The organism is Mucilaginibacter celer, assembly GCF_003576455.2.
In the GTDB taxonomy this organism is placed as follows: domain Bacteria; phylum Bacteroidota; class Bacteroidia; order Sphingobacteriales; family Sphingobacteriaceae; genus Mucilaginibacter; species Mucilaginibacter celer.
Genome location: NZ_CP032869.1, coordinates 2,750,476 through 2,767,859 on the forward strand (window position 1 = coordinate 2,750,476; position 17,384 = coordinate 2,767,859).

Consider the following 17,384-nt stretch of genomic DNA (forward strand, 5'->3'; position numbering starts at 1 on the left):
ATAAGTAAAAGGGGTAATTTTTTAATCATAAGGACCGGATTAGATGTGTATGTTTTTAAGGTTTTATCAAAGCTTTATAAAAGTTACTTTACAAAGCTGAATTTCAATATATTACCGGCGCTTAACTGATCCCCTTCGTTAGAGATATACAGGTTACGCTGATTATCAAAGGCCATGCCCTCGGGCTGAACAAAAATGGTAACGCTTAGCGGATAAACGTTTTTAATCTTCCAGCCGGTATCGGTAACCACCAGCATTTTATTTACTGCCGATACGATATACCACTCGTTAGTAGCCGTGTTTTTTGCCATAGCCGAGGGGCGGAACGCTACCCGTTTTTTATTTACCAGCCGCTCAATCTCATTTACGTCGATAGTAAAATTGCCGCTTTGCTTCAGTGTGCCATCCGCCTGTAACTGCAAAATATAGCCGCTGCTGCTTTTTGATGTTTTTTCGTCGGTGCAGTGTTTACACAGTACATAAATCAAACCTGTTTTTTCGTCGGCTGCCATAGCTTCAAACTCGCCTTCGGGCAGCAGATCTTTTATTTTTTGTACATGGGCAACTTCTTTACTCCTAACTTCGCTATACGGAAAGGTGAAGAGCATGCCATCGCTTTTAAGCATAATCACCCAATCGCGGCAAATAGCTACGTCTTCGTAATCGCCGCTTTTGGCAAATTTGGTGTAGGCAGCTTTTGCATCGCCCAACTTCAAATTAAATAAAAAACCTTCTTCATCCTGCTGGGCATAAACCGAATCGCTTTTGCCTTTGTGAAATGCAAAACCCGAGATCTCGGTCAAATCATCGGGCATTTTATATTTTACAGGTTTGTTCAGATCATAACCCGGAGGGCTTGCCGGTATAGCTTTCTCTTTGTTTTTGCACGATATCGTTAAAAAAATGCCCGCAAGCGCTATTATTCCGGTAATATAAACAGCTGCCCTGCGCAAAGCGCCTTTTGTTTTAAACATCATCATATACTTTTTTGCTGTAACAGTTCGTAAATAGCCCGCTGCGATTGTACCGGCGGTTCCGTTCTATCAACCCTGATGTTTTGTAATTGTTCGTTTAAAGTTACCGCCTGTACGTTATCCCGCAGTTGTATTTCGATCATGTCCATAACTTCCTGCTTTATCTTTTCATCATAAACCGGGAAACAAACCTCAATGCGGCGGTAAATATTCCGGTTCATCCAATCGGCCGAGCCCATAAAAACCTCCGGATTGCCGCCGTTGTGGAATATAAAAATGCGGCCATGCTCCAGGTAACGGTCAACTATGCGGCGAATGGCGATGTTTTCGCTCATCCCCTTCACTCCCGGTATTAAACAGCAGATGCTGCGTACTATCATCCTGATCTGCACACCAGCCTGCGATGCTTCGTACAGTTTACCTATCAACACCCGCTCTTCAAGGTTATTCATTTTTATGGTGATGGCTGCCGGGTTGCCCTTGCGTGCCTGTTCAATTTCGCGATCAATCAGCGCAATAAACTTCGATTGCAGGTTGAACTGAGCCACCAACAGGTGCTGAAAATCAATATCGTATCCATCGGATGATTTTGCTTTTTTAGCAAGGTAGATAAACAACAGATCCATATCGCGCAACAACTGCGGATTGGCCGTCATCATGATATGATCGGTATAAAAAGCAGCCGTACTCTCGTTAAAATTACCTGTTGCCAGCAGGCCGGCATATTTTACACGCCCATCAACCACTCTTTTCACCAAACCAACCTTGGCATGCACCTTTATGGCCTTATCGCTGTATATAATGCTTGCTCCTGCGGCTTTTAGTCTTTTAGCCCATTTAATATTGTTGGCTTCATCAAAACGGGCTTTCAACTCAACCAAAACGCGTACCTTTTTACCGCGTTCGGCAGCACTGATCATCGCGTTTACAATACGCGAGTCGCTCGCTACACGGTACAGAGTGACAGAAATCTCTTCTACATCTTCATCAATGGCAGCCTCGTTAAAAAAACGCAGAATGGCATTATATGATTGATACGGCGCATGAAAAATGCAATCGCCCTTGGCTATATAATCAAATATCGATTCATCGGCGCTTATTTGCCTGTTAACCAAAGCAGGCCATTTGATGTATTTAAGCCCCGGGCCACCGGCTGGCAGGCCCATTAAATCTTTTAAATTATGATAAAAACCACCCTCAACAATGCTCGATCCCTGTAAGCCCAGCTTATCTTCAATTAAATGAAGCACTCTGAGCGGGATACCCGGCTGGTGCAAAAAGCGGGTGGCCAGTCCCATATCACGTTTCAATAGCTGTTTTTCAATCTGCTCCTGTACATCACCCTCATAATCATCGTTAAGATCAAGCTCGGCATCGCGGGTTATTTTAAAACTGTAGCAACCTTTTATCTCTTCCGTTTTAAAAATCTTATCCAGATTGTACCGGATAATATCATCTAAAAAAACAATATACTGTTTGCCATCCTCATTAACACTGAAAAAACGCGGCAACTGGTTTGATGGGATGTTCAGGATCACCGGTCGTTCTTTACCATCCTTCAGCCCAAGGTTCACCAAAAAATAAAGCTTATTATTTTCGGGAAAGAATTGCTTTTTGCCGCCAATTAAATCGGCAGGCTGCAAAAATGCCAGTACCTGGCTGTAAAAATAATCGTTTACCCTATCGGCAATAGCTGCAGGGATGGGTTCATGAAAAAGCAGGTGGATGTTATTTTCTTTTAGCAGCGGAATCAGCCTTCCGGTAAAAACCTGTCCAAACCGGTTTTGCATTTGCTCAACCAGTTGCCGGGCTTTATCGGGCACATCATCGTTTTGTTCGGTTTTATTTAGCAGGTTAAGTTTATGCAGGGCCATAACCACGGGCATGCGCACGCGGTAAAACTCATCTAAATTAGATGAAAATATGGCCAGGAAACTAATCCTTTCCAGTACCGGCAAATCCTCACTTTCGGCCTCCATCAAAATGCGCTCGTTAAACAAAAGCCAGCTCAGGTCGCGGTCAAAAAATGAGTATTCCATAGTGTTGTGTTAATTTTAGTCGTAAGTCATAAGTAGTAAGTCAAAAAACAAAATGACTTCGGGACTTAGGACCAGGTACTACCGACTTAACAATAGTTTTGGCGAAAAACCTGCCGTTTACAATAATGATGATATAATGAACGCTATTACCGAAACAATTAACCCGAACATGAATATGTTATACGAAACTCTTAACAGCCTGTACTTTTTACCCAGTACTACGCCCTGCGAATAGTTATCGCGGATGAGGCTGCCGTATAGAAAATCGCGGTCGTCCATCATCTTTTCCATACCATCGCTGTAGGCATCGTACGACATGCGGTAGAAATTACCGAAAAACAGCAGGTTAACTTTTTTTGTTTCGATATCAGCAGGACTGAACAAACCCGGCGGGATAGATGGCCGCGTAGAAAGAATAGAAAATATCATGGTAGCCAAACTTACCGAAAGCAGCATAAATGTAGGGATCAGCAGCGCAGAGTGCTCATCCAGCTTACGCAGCACCAAACTGATAATGGCCGACAGGATGATGGAGTTAACCGTAATCATGATATGGGCCTTGTTATCGGCCATATCGCTCAGCCGCTGATGGTTGCTTGAACTGATGCGGAACATGGTTTCGATACCACGGTCGGGGCGGTCGCTTTTGTGCTTTTTGCCATGATCTTTATCATGATCATCGTGTTCCTTTTCCTTCTCGGCAGTGATAATGGTACCGCCATCGGTATTGGTTGTAGTGATTGTGGTTATTTGATCCGGGGTATCACGTACCTCTACCTCTGCCTGCTTTTCAATTAGCTTTTGCAGGTTTTTCTGTTTTTGATCGTTAAGCAGCAAACGGCAATAGTCGGTGTAGTAGTCGTGTCCCTGCAAAAACTCGATGTTGTAGGCGCGCCATTCATCTTTATCGATATCGCGTTTTTTGCAGGCTTCCATCTCTTTGCGCAGCAACTTGTTTTTATCTTTAAAATCATCGGTACCTAAATGAAACAGGTCTGCATCGCATATAATCTGCTGTAAAAGATTGGTTGGATTTTGTGGCATGCGGGTGGCCAGGATACAGCCATCTACCTTATCAATAACAGCTTGCTCAACTTTATGCTGTTTTAAAAAGTGATCGGCTATGCCTACGCTTTTACTCTCATGATCGGCTTTATCTGTAAAGTAGCCGGTATCGTGAAACCAGGCGGCAGAGATCACGGCGAAAAAGTCCTCATCGCTTAGCTGATAATGATTTGCTATTTGGGTGGCCGCTGCAACCACATCTTTAGTATGACGCAGGTTGTGGTAAATTAAGTCGGGATCGTGGTGAACATCAAAATAGGATATAACGTACTGCTTTACCTGTTCTAACAGCGGTTGAAATTTCATCGTAGTTTTTTATCGTTAAATGTAAATCAAATTTATTTTAAAAATCCCTAATTACAGCCATCAACAGGCAGAAACATAAAATATTGATTAATGTTTATTTAAGGGCCGGAAATATACATGGCGACAAAAGCAAAGTATATGCCACAGGCAGGGCGTACTGGCTATCAGATACTTGACGGTAAACACATTTCAGAAATAACGATATATCGTGAAAAAGCGAAAGCTTTAATACAAAACACGCAGGTAACACATTCCCTTTATAGCTAACTATCAAACCTGTTATCCCCTGGCGTCTTCTGTGCCGGGGCCTTCATAACTGTAGTTATATGGCGGATACGGTACGATAAAGGTTTCATGCACGCGCGAAGATTTGCGGAAATAAGGAACACAAATGGCTGCTACAATGAATGAACCAACCAGCGCCTGCATAGCCAGGTCGCTCACGGTGCCGTAAAGGTTGAAAGCAACGTAGTAAACAGCCAGGCTGGTCGCCGCCCGGAAAACAAAGAAACCGATGATATACTGCGGCAATATATCGCGGCGGTTTAGCAATAAAGCCAGGCAAAACATGGCATAACAGGCCACTATAATATTTCCAAGCGTTTCGAGAATAATAAGGAAACGATGTTCGGCAATGTTTTTTACCGCTGCCGAATTCCAGGAAGTGATATTAAAGTAGTTTTGGCTTGATAATCCCCATACCGACGAAACCACCATCCCACCTAAAAAAACGGCTACCACTATTAACCAACCGCCAAGGGGGACAAAAGTTGAACCATAAGCAAATACAATACCCGGCGTTTCGCGCTGGTAAAGCCATACGCCAAGCACAATAAGCGCAACCGTTACCAAAAATGCAATAAGCACCAGGATGCTGTTAACGGTTGCGGGCTTTGCAACCTCGTCGGGCGTATACGAAAAGCTGTAGCCGAGGCTGGTGTTGTTCAGTTTTTTGATATCTGTCCTAAACTCGTCCAGTTTGTTTACCGGTACATTATCCTTTAAAAAAGAAAGCTTATAATTCAGTGAAAGCGTATCCCCTGCCGAACTGAAATTTGATTCGTAGTGATAATAATCGCGACTGATGGCATCATGAGCTTCATTAATATCCCAGCCGCCGGGTAACACCACCTTGATGGTATAATTTGCATCATAAGGGTAAGTAACACTAACCGGTGTTTTGGTACGGCTGGTTATTGACGGAAACTGGTTATTAATAACGTTGGCAAATAAATCGGCAGTAAACTTATCCGACGTTGAGTCTTTTTTCAAAAAGTCGCCCACTTTATAGGTTTCGATGGTGGTGAGGATGTTTTTTTTCAGATCGTCCTTTACTATTATCGAATCTTTGGCTTCAATTTTATTGTAAATTTTTGAGTAATAATCAAGATAGTTTTTTTCGGTTTCGGCCATGCCCGATGATTCCAGCTTGCCACGGATATAATCGGTCTCATCGCCTGCGTATGTTGTTTTAACCGTAAACAATACCGGCGATTTAACATTTTTTATGGTATAAATATCCTCAGCAGTTATTGAACCTCCTTTAGCGGGCGGGATAGTTGTAAGTGCACTGTTACCGGCTTTTAACACCAGCCCTTTACCATACCGTGGAAAGTAAATATCGGTTCCTTCACCCCCCTGGTTATCCATAGTTGCATCAACCCAAACCTGTTTTCCGTTTACATTGGCTGTTACCACAGCATGGTTAAAAGCGTAGGCTGTAGGGATATACTGATCCACATGCTCGTTCATATCGGCATTTACCAATACCATTTGTGCATCAATATCATTTGCCTTTAACATAGATACCAGCAATAATGATTTATCCTTACAATCGCCATAACGCTGCTTAAATACCTTTTCGGGGTTGTTGGCACGGTGCGAGTATTCGCCTATTTCTATGCCCATGTAGCGCACCTCCTGCTGTACGGTGCGGACTGCCGCTCTGAAATATTTTTCTTTATTGGCACCTGCTTCTTTTTTAAGTTGTGCTATGCGGCTGCCTAAATCGCCCCGGATATTTAGTGACGGCGGGTTGATGCTTAGCGCCCAGTTAACCACATCGCCCCAGGTATTAAACTCGCTCACTTGTATAATACCGCGTTCATCATACCACGATGGCTGGTTATCATCATCATGCACCGGCGGAATTTGAAAGCCCTCGTAGGCATAAGTTGTTAAACCGTTATTTTGGCTTATAACCGGTTTGGGAACTTTATTAAAAGTTTTAAAATTCAGTTTACGTTGCGATGAGGCAATCACCGCGGTATAATGATGCGAAATTGGCGTACCCCACTGAAAATACAGGTTACTGCAAAACTTACCATTCAATATCGGGTTGCGGCCTGTTATGGTGTAGGAATATTCGATCCTGTCGCCTTTGCGGATATCATCAAGAATACACAACGCCGAAAAACTGCCCTGGTAAATAAAATTGGACAGATCCTGTTCATCGGCCAAAACTTTAAATGCTGATGCTTTTAAACGGTTTAACGGTTTGCCATCGCGCCATACGGTGATATCATGAAAATCGAGCCTTTCGTAGGCTGGATCGAAACTTACCGAGATTTGCGAGGCGTTCTGGATGCCGGTTTCAGAAACTATTTCGCGAATGATGTGGTTATAATCGGCCTGTTTTTCAACCTGAACCTGCTGCTCTATCAGTGCATAATAAAATCCCCGTTCGATAGTACGCCCTGATGGCCTTTGATTGTAAGGTTTAAGTGCATTGATCCATACCGGCTTAGCCGATATATGTACCGTAGGTGTATCGGCAAAAGCAGCCCCGCTGCACCAAATCAACACCACCAAACAAAGGGAAAACCTAAAATGTATTTTAAAAAGCTTTTGCATACCGGCTATGAAAATAATTAATCGGGGCGACTTTGAGGTAATTATTTTAATATTTAACGGTTTATGAATGGTTATTTTATATGTTAGGGACGGTAACCCCATAAACCAACAAAGCCACCTCAAACAGAGATGGCTTTGCCCTATCACTAAAAAAATCAAATTTTATTGACCGCCACCCAACACAGCGCGGAACTTAGTTTCATAATTTTTCAACTGAGTATCAAACTGGTTAGCCAGGGACGTTTGATGATTATCCTTGGCAAACTGGGCGAGGCCGTTAAGCACCTGCATACCTATCTGCACATCGCGGCCGTTAATGCTGTTGATGTCTTGAGTAAGTAAATAGGCATTGTAATCCAGCTGATCTGTAAGATAGGCATCAATATTTTTTGAAAGCTTGTTGCCCAATACCACATCATGAAGTTCGTAAGCCAGGCGTGCTAAATAGAGCTTACGGCCTGCCACATCTACATACGGATACAGATCGGGCAGCTCGGCATCATATTTTCTAACTACGTTCAAGGCTTTTTCGGTTTTGCCTTCTTCAACCAGGCTCTGCGCCAGATCAAGGAATGTGGTTACCATTACCGGGTAAAACATCGATGTTGACTCATGATCAAGATATTTAGCCTTTTTAAAGTTACCGAACTTAAACTTGGTCATTACGTTGGTATACATTACCTCGGTATTCACCTTACTTAGCTGATCGTGTACTGCGGTATCTTTTTGGAAAGGGATCAGGTGATAGGTAAAACCCTCCTTATACAGGTATGGCTGTAATCCCACCAGGTTTTCGTTACCAATGGTGGTTGTAAAGCAGATGGGGCGTTTCCAGTTGTTATGGGCTAATATATCAAACATGGCCAGGTTTTCTTTGGTTACATAGTTTGATGTATATTTCCATTCCATGGTTTTGGCCAGTTTGCTTTTCTGCCCGGGTGTTACTACACCGTTGGCAACCACCTCATCGGCATTAATATCCATTTTAAGGCTTTTTGTTGGCAGATAATTGGCTTCTTCACCGTTTGATAATTGCATCTTCGCAGCTTTATCATCCGAAGTGATAAAATCAAAAACCTCTTTTACATCCTGCGCATCTGCCAGTTTCTGATCGTTAAAATAAACCACATCCCTCACCCCTTCTTTGTACTTGTCAAAAGGCATGGTGATAGGCAGCGGTGCCGAAGCGTTCATTGGTTTCTGCATCTGGCGGATGTACCAGTCGCCGGTAAACAAGCTCAGGTTAACAATGCGCACATCCGGGCGGATGCCTTCAACTTCCTGGTCATACCATAACGAGTAGGTATCATTATCCCCATAAGTAAATAAAATAGCATTTGGCGGGCACGATATCAGGTAGTTATAAGCCATATCATGCGGCGTCATTTTGGTTGAACGATCATGATCGCCCCACTCTTTGGCAGCCAGTAAAACAGGGCAAATCAACAGGCCAATAACTGTTGAACCGATAGCGGCGAGTTTACCATCAATATATTTGCGGGCAAATTCGGCAATGGCTATAACGCCAAGACCTATCCATATAGCAAAGGCATAAAACGAGCCTACATACGAGTAATCGCGCTCGCGGGGCTGTACCGAGGCCTGGTTTACGTATAATACAATAGCCAAACCGGTAAAGAAAAATAACAGGGCAACAATCAAGGCATCATTACCGCGCTTGTTTACGTGATAAAACAAACCGATTAAACCGATAAGTAATGGCAGGCCATATAACGGCGTGTAAGTATTTGCGGCTGTTACCGATTTTGGCAGGTGTTTACCACCATCAAAAAGGCCGCTGGTCCAGTTGCCGTCAATACCTTCGGTACTTTGCTGGCCATCGGCATCATTATAGCGGCCAACAAAATTCCAGAAAAAGTAGCGCCAGTACATCTGGTACATCTGCCAGCTTACCATCCATTTCAGGTTATCGCCCATGGTTGGCACCTGCCCATCGGGAATGCGCAGCCATTGTTTGTAAAACTGCACATCATTACCATCAGTGCTGTACATACGCGGCAGCGGGGTTGTATGATCATAAACATAATCAATTTTCCTGCCGGCATTTTCATATTGCGTTTTTCCTTTGCGGTAAATGATACTGCCTTGCTTTTGATCAACAGCCTGTGCGTCATAAAAAGGGCCGCTTAATAAAGGAACTTCTCCGTACTGGATCCTGTTAAGGTAACCATACAAAGTGAAAGCATTATCAGGGTGAGAGTTATTCAAGTCGGGGTTGGCAGTAGCGCGGATTGGGATATAAGCAAACGAGCCGTAACCAAAATAAATAAACGCAACGCAAAGCAATGCCAGGTTAAGCACAGGTTTCTTTTTGCGGATACTGTAAACGATACCAAATACAATGGCAGCAATAATAATCAGGATAAAAAAGAACGCGCCGGTACCAAAACCCATACCCAGCGAATTAACAAAGTACAGATCGAAGTAAGCGGCAAACTTGATAGTATAGCCCCTGATACCGTATTGCACCAAACCAAGTATCACCACACCGGCTAAAAAGGCAAGGATGCTGCCACCAACGGTTACATTTCTACTGCGGCGGAAATAATATACCATACCGATAGCAGGGATGGTTAACAGGTTAAGCAGGTGAATGCCTATTGATAAACCGATAACGTAAGCAATGAAAACGATCCATTTATCAGCTCCCGCCTCGTCAGCATGTTCATCCCATTTCAGGATAGCCCAAAACACAATGGCAGTACATAACGACGATAAAGCAAACACAATAGTTTCAACAGCCGAAAACCAGAAGGTATCGGTGTAGGTAAAGCCAAGCGCGCCTACCAAACCGGCACCCATTATAACGTATAATTTATAATTATCAATTTTGTCGGTACGCTTTTCAAGCATCAATTTTTTGGCAAAGGCAGTAATTGTCCAAAATAAAAACATGATGGTAGCACCGCTGGCCAGCGCCGAACCCATATTGGTAAAGAAAGGCACCTTAGTGTTATCACCAAATGAAAGCAGCGACAAAACCTTGCCAATCATGGCAAAAACAGGGTAACCAGGCTGGTGGGCTACCTGCAAACGGTAGGCGCATGAAATAAATTCGCCGCAATCCCAAAAACTTACAGATGGTTCCAGTGTTAAAATATAGGTTATTGAGGCTATAACAAAACATAGCCAACCCAATAGGTTATTGATTTTTTTGTACTGCATTTAATAGTATATCAATTGATTTAATAGCGCGGCAAATATCATGATTTTTATAACTTATAAAAAAAAAACACCCTTGCCTGACAAAATTTAACAATAATTAACTTTTAGCCTCTTGGTTTTAACGAAACATCCTGCTTTGAGCTTAAAGCAGAAAGCTCAAGGCTAAAAGCAATTGAATCCCGCTTTGGGCTTTGAGTTTTCTGCTTTACGCTTTTTGCTTTCTGCATTGAGCATTACGCTTTTAACAATCAAATTTTTAACTTACAACAAATAATCCTTACTTTGTTGCGATGCAAAATATCTACTCCCTAAACTTACGAAAGGCCCTTATTGCTGCTGCGTGCATTTTATTTACAGCACAGCTCAGTAAGGCGCAATCAGTTTATTTGCCAAACTCGTACCAGCTGTATCAAAAATTTAATGCTGATATATATTCTGTAAAAAGTTCTTCACATACATCGCTGAGGCCTTTTTTAATAGACAGCACCATTTTGCATACCTATGATTCGGTGATGAATGTGGGTATACGCGAGCGCAAAACCTGGGGCGGGCGCAAACTGTTTAATGAGCACCTTTTTGATGTTAAAGACAAGGGCTATACCTTTTACGCCGATTATATAACCGATTTACAGGTAGGCCGCGATTTTAACAACAGCAAATCAACCAATCTAAATACCCGCGGCTTTCAGCTTGGCGGCACCGTTGGCGATAAATTTTCATTTTACAGCAGCGGTTTTGAAAACTCGGCCAAGTTTGTTTCGTATTATAATGATTATGTAAACGATCATCGTTTCATCCCCGGCCAGGCTTATGCAAGGCATTACAACGGGCAGCCGCAAAACTCACAGGATTGGTCGTACGTAACCGCTATATTATCTTACTCTCCTACCCAAAAACTGAATATTACCTTGGGCGAAGACAAAATGTTTATCGGCGATGGCTACCGCTCGGTGCTACTGTCGGATTTTGCTTCGAACATGCCTTTACTCAGGCTTACGGCCGATTTGGGCCCCGTGCGTTATATGATAGCATGGGCCTACATCCAGGATTTAAGGCAACCTCCTTACGATACCTTCTTTGGCAGCAACCCGCGCAAATGGGCCCTGTTTCACTACATCGACTGGAATATCAGCAAAAGAGTGTCATTTGGTATGTTTAATGCCCTTATTACTCCCGAAACAGACGATCAGGCAAAAAAACGCGGCTTCGACGCTAATTTTGTTAACCCCGTGCTTTTTACAAGCTCATTAGGCCCGGGCGGCGGTAAAGACAACGTATTTTTAGGCTTTAACGCCAAATACAAAATTCTGGATAAAACAGCGCTGTACGGACAGATTATGTTTGACAGGTTTAAAGGCAGCAACTTCTTTTCGGGCAATAATGCTGATAATACCAACGGCTGGCAGCTGGGGATCCGCGGGGCAGATATCTTCAAAGTAAAAAGGCTGAATTACCTGTTTGAGTATAATACTGTTAAGCCGTACACCTATACTGATACCAAACTAATAGGCAGCTATACTTTTTATGGCGATGCGCTGGCCCACCCACTTGGCGCTAACTTTAGAGAAGTATTGGGCATCCTGAACTATTCGGTGGGCAGGTTTGATTTCCAGGGGCAGATCAATTACGCCAAATATGGTCTTGATGCAACCAAAAACGATAATTTTGGGATGGATATCACCAAACCATTTGTTCCATCGGCCAACAACACAACCACAGTTGGACAGGGACTAAGCACCCAATTATACTATGGTGAAGGAACGGTAGCCTACATCCTGAACCCCAAATACAACCTGCGCTTTGAACTTGGCGCACTGTATCGCCAGGAAAAAAATGCTCAGAAGGATACAAAAAACACCCTGATTACTTTTGGTTTAAGAAGTTCGTTCCGGAATTTGTACCACGATTTTTAATAAACTCCTGATTCATACTTACGGGAGTTAAAACCCCGTAAGTATGAATTGTTAGTCTTTGCCCTATCTCAGGAGTTATTTCCCTTCTTTTTTCTTGAACCTATTGCTAAGCCCATTGCAACGCCCATTGCTATACCTACAGCAAGGTTATGTAAGGCAAGACCAATGGCAAGGCCTATTGCCGCTGCGGCTATAAAGTATTTCGAATCTATCCTATCCATACCAACATCCAAAGTAAAACTTTTTTTGCTGCTGACAAACGGTTGTCAATTCTGTATTGTTAATTTGAATAAACAAGCAGCATATTAAACATGACGCTAAGCCAAATAGCCCGCATGCGGGTTTACAACCAATGCCTCAACTACGATAAATTTAAAAAGCCCGAAGATGTTGTTAAGTATATGGTAGCCATGCAAGCACAGGAATATAGCTATGCCAAATGGGCTATAGGCTTGCGCATGCTATCACCAACGGATAAAGCCGTGGAGAAAGCAGTAAACGCCGGAGCCATATTACGCACACATGTATTACGGCCAACCTGGCATTTTGTATTACCGCAGGATATCCGCTGGCTGCTTGCACTCACCGCGCCCCGTATTGATGCAGGCAATGCCACGATGTACAAACAACAGGAAGTAGACAGTGCAATATTTAACAAAAGCCATAATATACTGGCCAAGGCAATGGAAGGCGGCAAACAGCTAACACGCAAAACCATAACCGAGCTATTAAATAGCGCAGGCATAGCAACCAACGATTTGCGGCTTACCATTTTGCTGATGAAGGCCGAGCTTGATCAACTGATTTGCAGCGGCGCGCGCGAAGGAAAACAATTCACCTACGCGCTGCTTGACGAACGGGCACCGATCACTCCGGTAATTGACAGGGACGAGGCAGTGGCGCGATTAGTTTTAGCATATTTCTCAAGTCGCGGCCCGGCTACAGTAAACGATTTTGTACATTGGTCGGGCTTAACGGTTGCTGACGCTAAAGCGGGAATTAAGATCAATAAGGACTCGCTAACCAATATCACGGCAGAAGGAAAAACCTATTGGATGCATGCAGATGCAAATCCGGATATAGCGATCAAATCAGCATCCTGCCTTTTGCCGGTTTATGATGAGCTGATCATCGCTTATAAAAACCGTGAAGCCATTATACCTGCAAAATATCTCGATAAAACAGGGGATGTTACCTTTTTTCCTGCTGTTATGATAAACAACCAGGTTATCGGCAACTGGAGTCGTACTGTTGGTAAAAATAATATCGATATTGAAATTAAGCCTTATGGCAATCTGAACAAAGCGCAAACCAAAGCTATTGAAACAGCCTCGCAACGTTTCAAAAAATTTAACGGCTTACTTTAATAAAACATCAACAAACTTATTATTCACCCATATAAAACAACATACCATGCCCGAACTACCCGACCTGCAGGCATTTAGCCACAACCTGCAAAAAAAACTCAGTGGTAAAACCGTAAAAGAAATCATCGTACCTAACACTAAAAAGTTAAATGTAGGTGTAAAAGAGCTTAATGATATCCTTACCGGGCAGCAACTTGAAAAAGTTTACCGCGAAGGCAAGGAATTGCATATCAGGTTTAATAAAGGAGATGTACTTGGCCTGCATTTAATGTTGCACGGCAAACTGTTTTTGTTTGAAGGCAAAAATGAAAACAAGTACCCAATCATTGAACTGCATTTTAAAGATGGCAGTGGTTTGGTATTAACCGATTTTCAGGGTATAGCTACCCCTACCCTCAATCCGGCTAAAACAGACGTACCGGATGCGCTTGAAGTAGAGGTTGATTTTTTAACCAAACGCCTGGCCAAAACAAAAACCAATATCAAAACAGTATTGCTTGATCAGAAAATTTTGCGCGGAATAGGTAATGCTTATGCCGATGAAATTCTTTGGCACGCCCGGCTCTCCCCTTTTTCGGTAAGTAACAAAATTCCCGAAGCCAAATTGAGCGGTTTAATAAAATCCATCAAAACGGTTTTACAAGATGCCGAAAAAAGTATCCTTAAAGCCAACCCGGATATCATTAACGGCGAGGTGCGCGATTTTATGAACATCCACAACTCTAAAAAGAAGCAAAGCCCAACCGGGGCCTATATTTTGGTGAAAGAAGGATCGCGGAAAACTTATTATACCGATGAGCAGGAATTGTTCGAATAGAGGTTTATCAGGTTTACAGATTCCGGGATTTGCAAAACTTACGAAGCTTTTAAAACCTCGTAAGTTTGACCAGCCGATGCATTTAATTAAGCTTTTTTACCCGCACGCTAAAATCCGCTCCAACCACCGGGATCTTTTTCCACCCGGCTGCCTCGCTGTCGCGGTGAAAAGTGCCACCATTTAGCAGGCCGCATGAAAAGCCGATGTTTGAACCATTTTTTGTTTCCAGAAACTCAATGGCTACCACAATATCACCGGCAACTTTAATGTTGTAAGCCGATAGGTCAATCGTTGTTAACTGAGGGTTTCCGTCGCGGTATTTTTGGATATAGCCTTTAACTTCGTCAGTTACCAGATTAACGTTGTTGGGGTATTTGCCGGCCATTTGGTAAACGTTAACTTTAAAGGCAACACTATCGCTCGAGCGGTTTGCGGTGTGAAAACTAAGCTTGAGTAATTGCACCTGTTTTTTACCGGCATTCATTTCAACGCCAACCAGCTTGCCTTTAACCGCATCAAAAGTTGTATTGGTTGATCCGCTGCGAAGCTTGTTGCCGATGGTTTTGATTTTATCCTGGCCCATTGCGTTAATGGACACCACAAACAGCAAAAGCACCATTAATAATCTTTGGGGAATAAGATTCAGATTTAACATAAAAATTTGATTTAGATGATGTACTAAACAGAAGATGCTGCAAACTTTAATTTGGTTGCAGCATCTGTTAAAAAATTATAAAAATTTGATATCACTTTTTTACCATCCGGTAATGTTTAATGCCTGCCTCTTCAAATTCGGGACCGCTTTCTTCAAAGCCTAATTTTTTGTAGAAAGACACCGCATGCGTTTGCGAATTGAGGTAAACATAATCAGCATCTACCGGCAAATCGGCCAAAACAGCTTTAACCATTTCCTGGCCCAGGCCATAGCCTCTGAAATTTTTAAGCACCGCAAACCGCTCCAGTTTATAACCATTTTCGGTTTTACGCCAGCGGCAGGCTCCGGCGGGCTGGCCATCAACCGTAGCTAAAAAATGTGTGGAGTCCTCATTATGTTCTATCTCCAAATCGGGTGGGCAGTTTTGCTCAATAACAAACACTTCGTACCTGATGGCATGTATCTTATCCAAATCAGCCTGCTCAGCGGCTTTTTTTACTATGATTTTTGCGGGCATTGATGTAATGCGGTTTTGTTTTATAATTATTAAGCTTGGTGGTATGATTTTCGCGGGCCGCATCAATCGAGTGCGTGCAGGTAATATCATCTTCCTCTTCGGCCAGATCTGCAAGCTCTACGTAAAACTTATGCAGCTGATCGAGTTCCTTTTCGGTAATATCTTCAATATCAACCATCCGGTTACTTGCGCCCTGGTGCGAGGCCAGCAACTCGTTCAGTTTCAAATGTATCGCTTTCGAATCTTTATTCTGCGATTTCTGGATCAGGAAAACCATTAAAAAAGTAACAATGGTAGTACCGGTATTGATAACCAGTTGCCAGGTATCCGAATAATGGAACAATGGCCCGGTTATCCCCCATACAATGATAATTCCAAAAGCAATTATAAAGGCTCCTGAACTACCGGTGGCAATAGTAGCCCAATTGGCAAAACGCTCAAATAAGTTTCTCTTTTTTTTACGAACCTCTGTCATTTTAGTAGATTTTTAACTTTCATGGTGCAAGCTTCGCTGCCTTTAAACAACAAAGCGCCTGCACAACAAATGTACAGGCGCTTTTGTTAGTTTTTGATGAATATTATAGTTTGCTGTGTACGTCGATACAGTTCAAATCTTCAAACGCTGCAGAAAGCCTTTTTACAAAGTTTTCTTCGCCTTTACGTAACCAAACACGTGGGTCGTAGTATTTTTTGTTTGGAGAATCCTCGCCATCCGGGCTGCCAATCTGGCTTTGCAGGTATCCTTCTTTTTCCTGGTAGTAGTTTTTAATACCTTCCCAGTAAGCCCATTGCATATCAGTATCGATATTCATTTTAATGGCACCGTACGAGATAGCCTCACGAATTTCTTCCTGAGATGAACCCGAACCACCGTGGAATACGAAGTTGATTGGTTTTTCATCGGCCAAGCCAAATTTTTGTTTTACATATTCCTGGGAGTTGTGCAGGATAACCGGCTGTAATTTTACGTTGCCCGGTTTGTAAACACCATGCACGTTACCAAAAGCTGCTGCTACAGTAAAACGGTGGCTAACTTTTGAAAGGTGCTCGTACGAGTAAGAAACCTCTTCGGGCTGGGTATATAAACGTGAACTATCAACGTCTGAGTTATCAACGCCATCTTCTTCGCCACCGGTAACACCTAACTCAATCTCGAGGGTCATACCCATTTTAGCCATGCGCTCAAGGTATTTGGCCGAAATTTCGATATTCTCTTCGATAGGCTCTTCCGAAAGATCGAGCATGTGTGATGAGAACAACGGTTTGCCTGTTTCAGCAAAAAATTTCTCGCCATGATCCAGCAAGCCATCAATCCATGGCAATAATTTTTTTGCAGCATGGTCTGTATGCAAAATAACCGCTACGCCATAGTGCTCGGCCAGCAGGTGAACGTGCTTTGCAGCAGAAACACCGCCTAAAATACAGGCCTGAAGTTTTGAATTATCCAATGATTTGCCGGCGTAAAACTGAGCACCGCCATTTGACAGCTGGATAATAACCGGAGAGTTAACAGCCTTAGCTGTTTCCATAACTGCATTGATAGTGTTAGTACCAATTACGTTTACTGCCGGTAAAGCAAACTGATGCTTTTTTGCTGCTTCAAATAGTTCCTGCACCTGATCGCCGTGCAGAACACCTTTATAATTTTTTATGTCCATTAGCGTTTATTTGGGCCCCGAAGTTATAAAAATT

The 17,384-nt window shown here is 42.9% G+C and carries 13 protein-coding genes; 3 read left to right on the top strand and 10 right to left on the bottom strand.

The features are described 5' to 3' along the window. Window positions 1-83: 83 nt before the first annotated feature. The 5 genes from HYN43_RS10820 to HYN43_RS10840 form a co-directional block, all read right to left on the bottom strand. Window positions 84-980 (bottom strand): SdiA-regulated family protein, encoded by an 897-nt coding sequence (locus HYN43_RS10820; RefSeq protein ID WP_205589918.1) that lies wholly within the window; start codon window positions 978-980, stop codon window positions 84-86. Next, on the bottom strand, window positions 977-3,013 hold the full coding sequence (gene ppk1 / locus HYN43_RS10825) for a polyphosphate kinase 1 (RefSeq protein ID WP_119409362.1): 2,037 nt from the start codon (window positions 3,011-3,013) through the stop codon (window positions 977-979). Before ppk1 ends, HYN43_RS10820 begins: the two co-directional genes overlap by 4 nt. Window positions 3,014-3,130: 117 nt before the next feature. Then, a complete protein-coding gene (locus HYN43_RS10830; RefSeq protein WP_119409363.1) occupies window positions 3,131-4,384 on the bottom strand; it encodes a Pycsar system effector family protein in 1,254 nt (417 codons plus the stop codon). Between the two features lie 279 nt (window positions 4,385-4,663). Next, window positions 4,664-7,237 (bottom strand): DUF3857 domain-containing protein, encoded by a 2,574-nt coding sequence (locus tag HYN43_RS10835; RefSeq protein WP_162996417.1) that lies wholly within the window; start codon window positions 7,235-7,237, stop codon window positions 4,664-4,666. 162 nt (window positions 7,238-7,399) lie between these two features. Continuing rightward, window positions 7,400-10,423 carry a glycosyltransferase family 117 protein gene (locus HYN43_RS10840; protein WP_119409365.1) on the bottom strand — a complete coding sequence of 1,008 codons (3,024 nt, stop codon included), beginning with the start codon at window positions 10,421-10,423 and terminating at the stop codon, window positions 7,400-7,402. A gap of 290 nt (window positions 10,424-10,713) precedes the next feature. Here HYN43_RS10840 and HYN43_RS10845 point away from each other — a divergent pair, with 290 nt between their 5' ends. Then, the gene (locus HYN43_RS10845) at window positions 10,714-12,336 is read left to right on the top strand and encodes a gliding motility protein RemB (protein WP_245447244.1); all 1,623 of its coding nucleotides are present in this window, start codon (window positions 10,714-10,716) and stop codon (window positions 12,334-12,336) included. Between the two features lie 68 nt (window positions 12,337-12,404). On the opposite strand, the gene HYN43_RS30285 is transcribed toward HYN43_RS10845, so the two are convergent. Further along, complete coding sequence (locus HYN43_RS30285; protein WP_162996418.1) at window positions 12,405-12,557, bottom strand: hypothetical protein; 153 nt, start codon at window positions 12,555-12,557, stop codon at window positions 12,405-12,407. A gap of 90 nt (window positions 12,558-12,647) precedes the next feature. Here HYN43_RS30285 and HYN43_RS10850 point away from each other — a divergent pair, with 90 nt between their 5' ends. Then, window positions 12,648-13,703 (top strand): winged helix DNA-binding domain-containing protein, encoded by a 1,056-nt coding sequence (locus HYN43_RS10850; protein WP_119409366.1) that lies wholly within the window; start codon window positions 12,648-12,650, stop codon window positions 13,701-13,703. 46 nt (window positions 13,704-13,749) lie between these two features. Further along, window positions 13,750-14,520 (top strand): DNA-formamidopyrimidine glycosylase family protein, encoded by a 771-nt coding sequence (locus HYN43_RS10855; RefSeq protein ID WP_119411198.1) that lies wholly within the window; start codon window positions 13,750-13,752, stop codon window positions 14,518-14,520. Between the two features lie 82 nt (window positions 14,521-14,602). Here HYN43_RS10855 and HYN43_RS10860 read toward each other — a convergent pair whose 3' ends face one another. From HYN43_RS10860 to fbaA, 4 genes are all read right to left on the bottom strand, one after another. Beyond that, window positions 14,603-15,175, bottom strand: coding sequence for a hypothetical protein (locus HYN43_RS10860; RefSeq protein ID WP_162996419.1), 573 nt, complete (start codon window positions 15,173-15,175; stop codon window positions 14,603-14,605). A 91-nt stretch (window positions 15,176-15,266) separates the two neighbouring features. Next, entirely contained in the window at window positions 15,267-15,692 is a 426-nt protein-coding gene (locus tag HYN43_RS10865) for a GNAT family N-acetyltransferase (protein ID WP_119409368.1), read from the bottom strand. Then, window positions 15,658-16,167, bottom strand: a complete 510-nt coding sequence (locus HYN43_RS10870; protein WP_119409369.1) for a low affinity iron permease family protein — start codon at window positions 16,165-16,167, stop codon at window positions 15,658-15,660. Before HYN43_RS10870 ends, HYN43_RS10865 begins: the two co-directional genes overlap by 35 nt. 103 nt (window positions 16,168-16,270) lie before the next feature. Continuing rightward, window positions 16,271-17,350 carry a class II fructose-bisphosphate aldolase gene (fbaA, locus tag HYN43_RS10875; protein WP_119409370.1) on the bottom strand — a complete coding sequence of 360 codons (1,080 nt, stop codon included), beginning with the start codon at window positions 17,348-17,350 and terminating at the stop codon, window positions 16,271-16,273. Window positions 17,351-17,384: the final 34 nt, after the last annotated feature.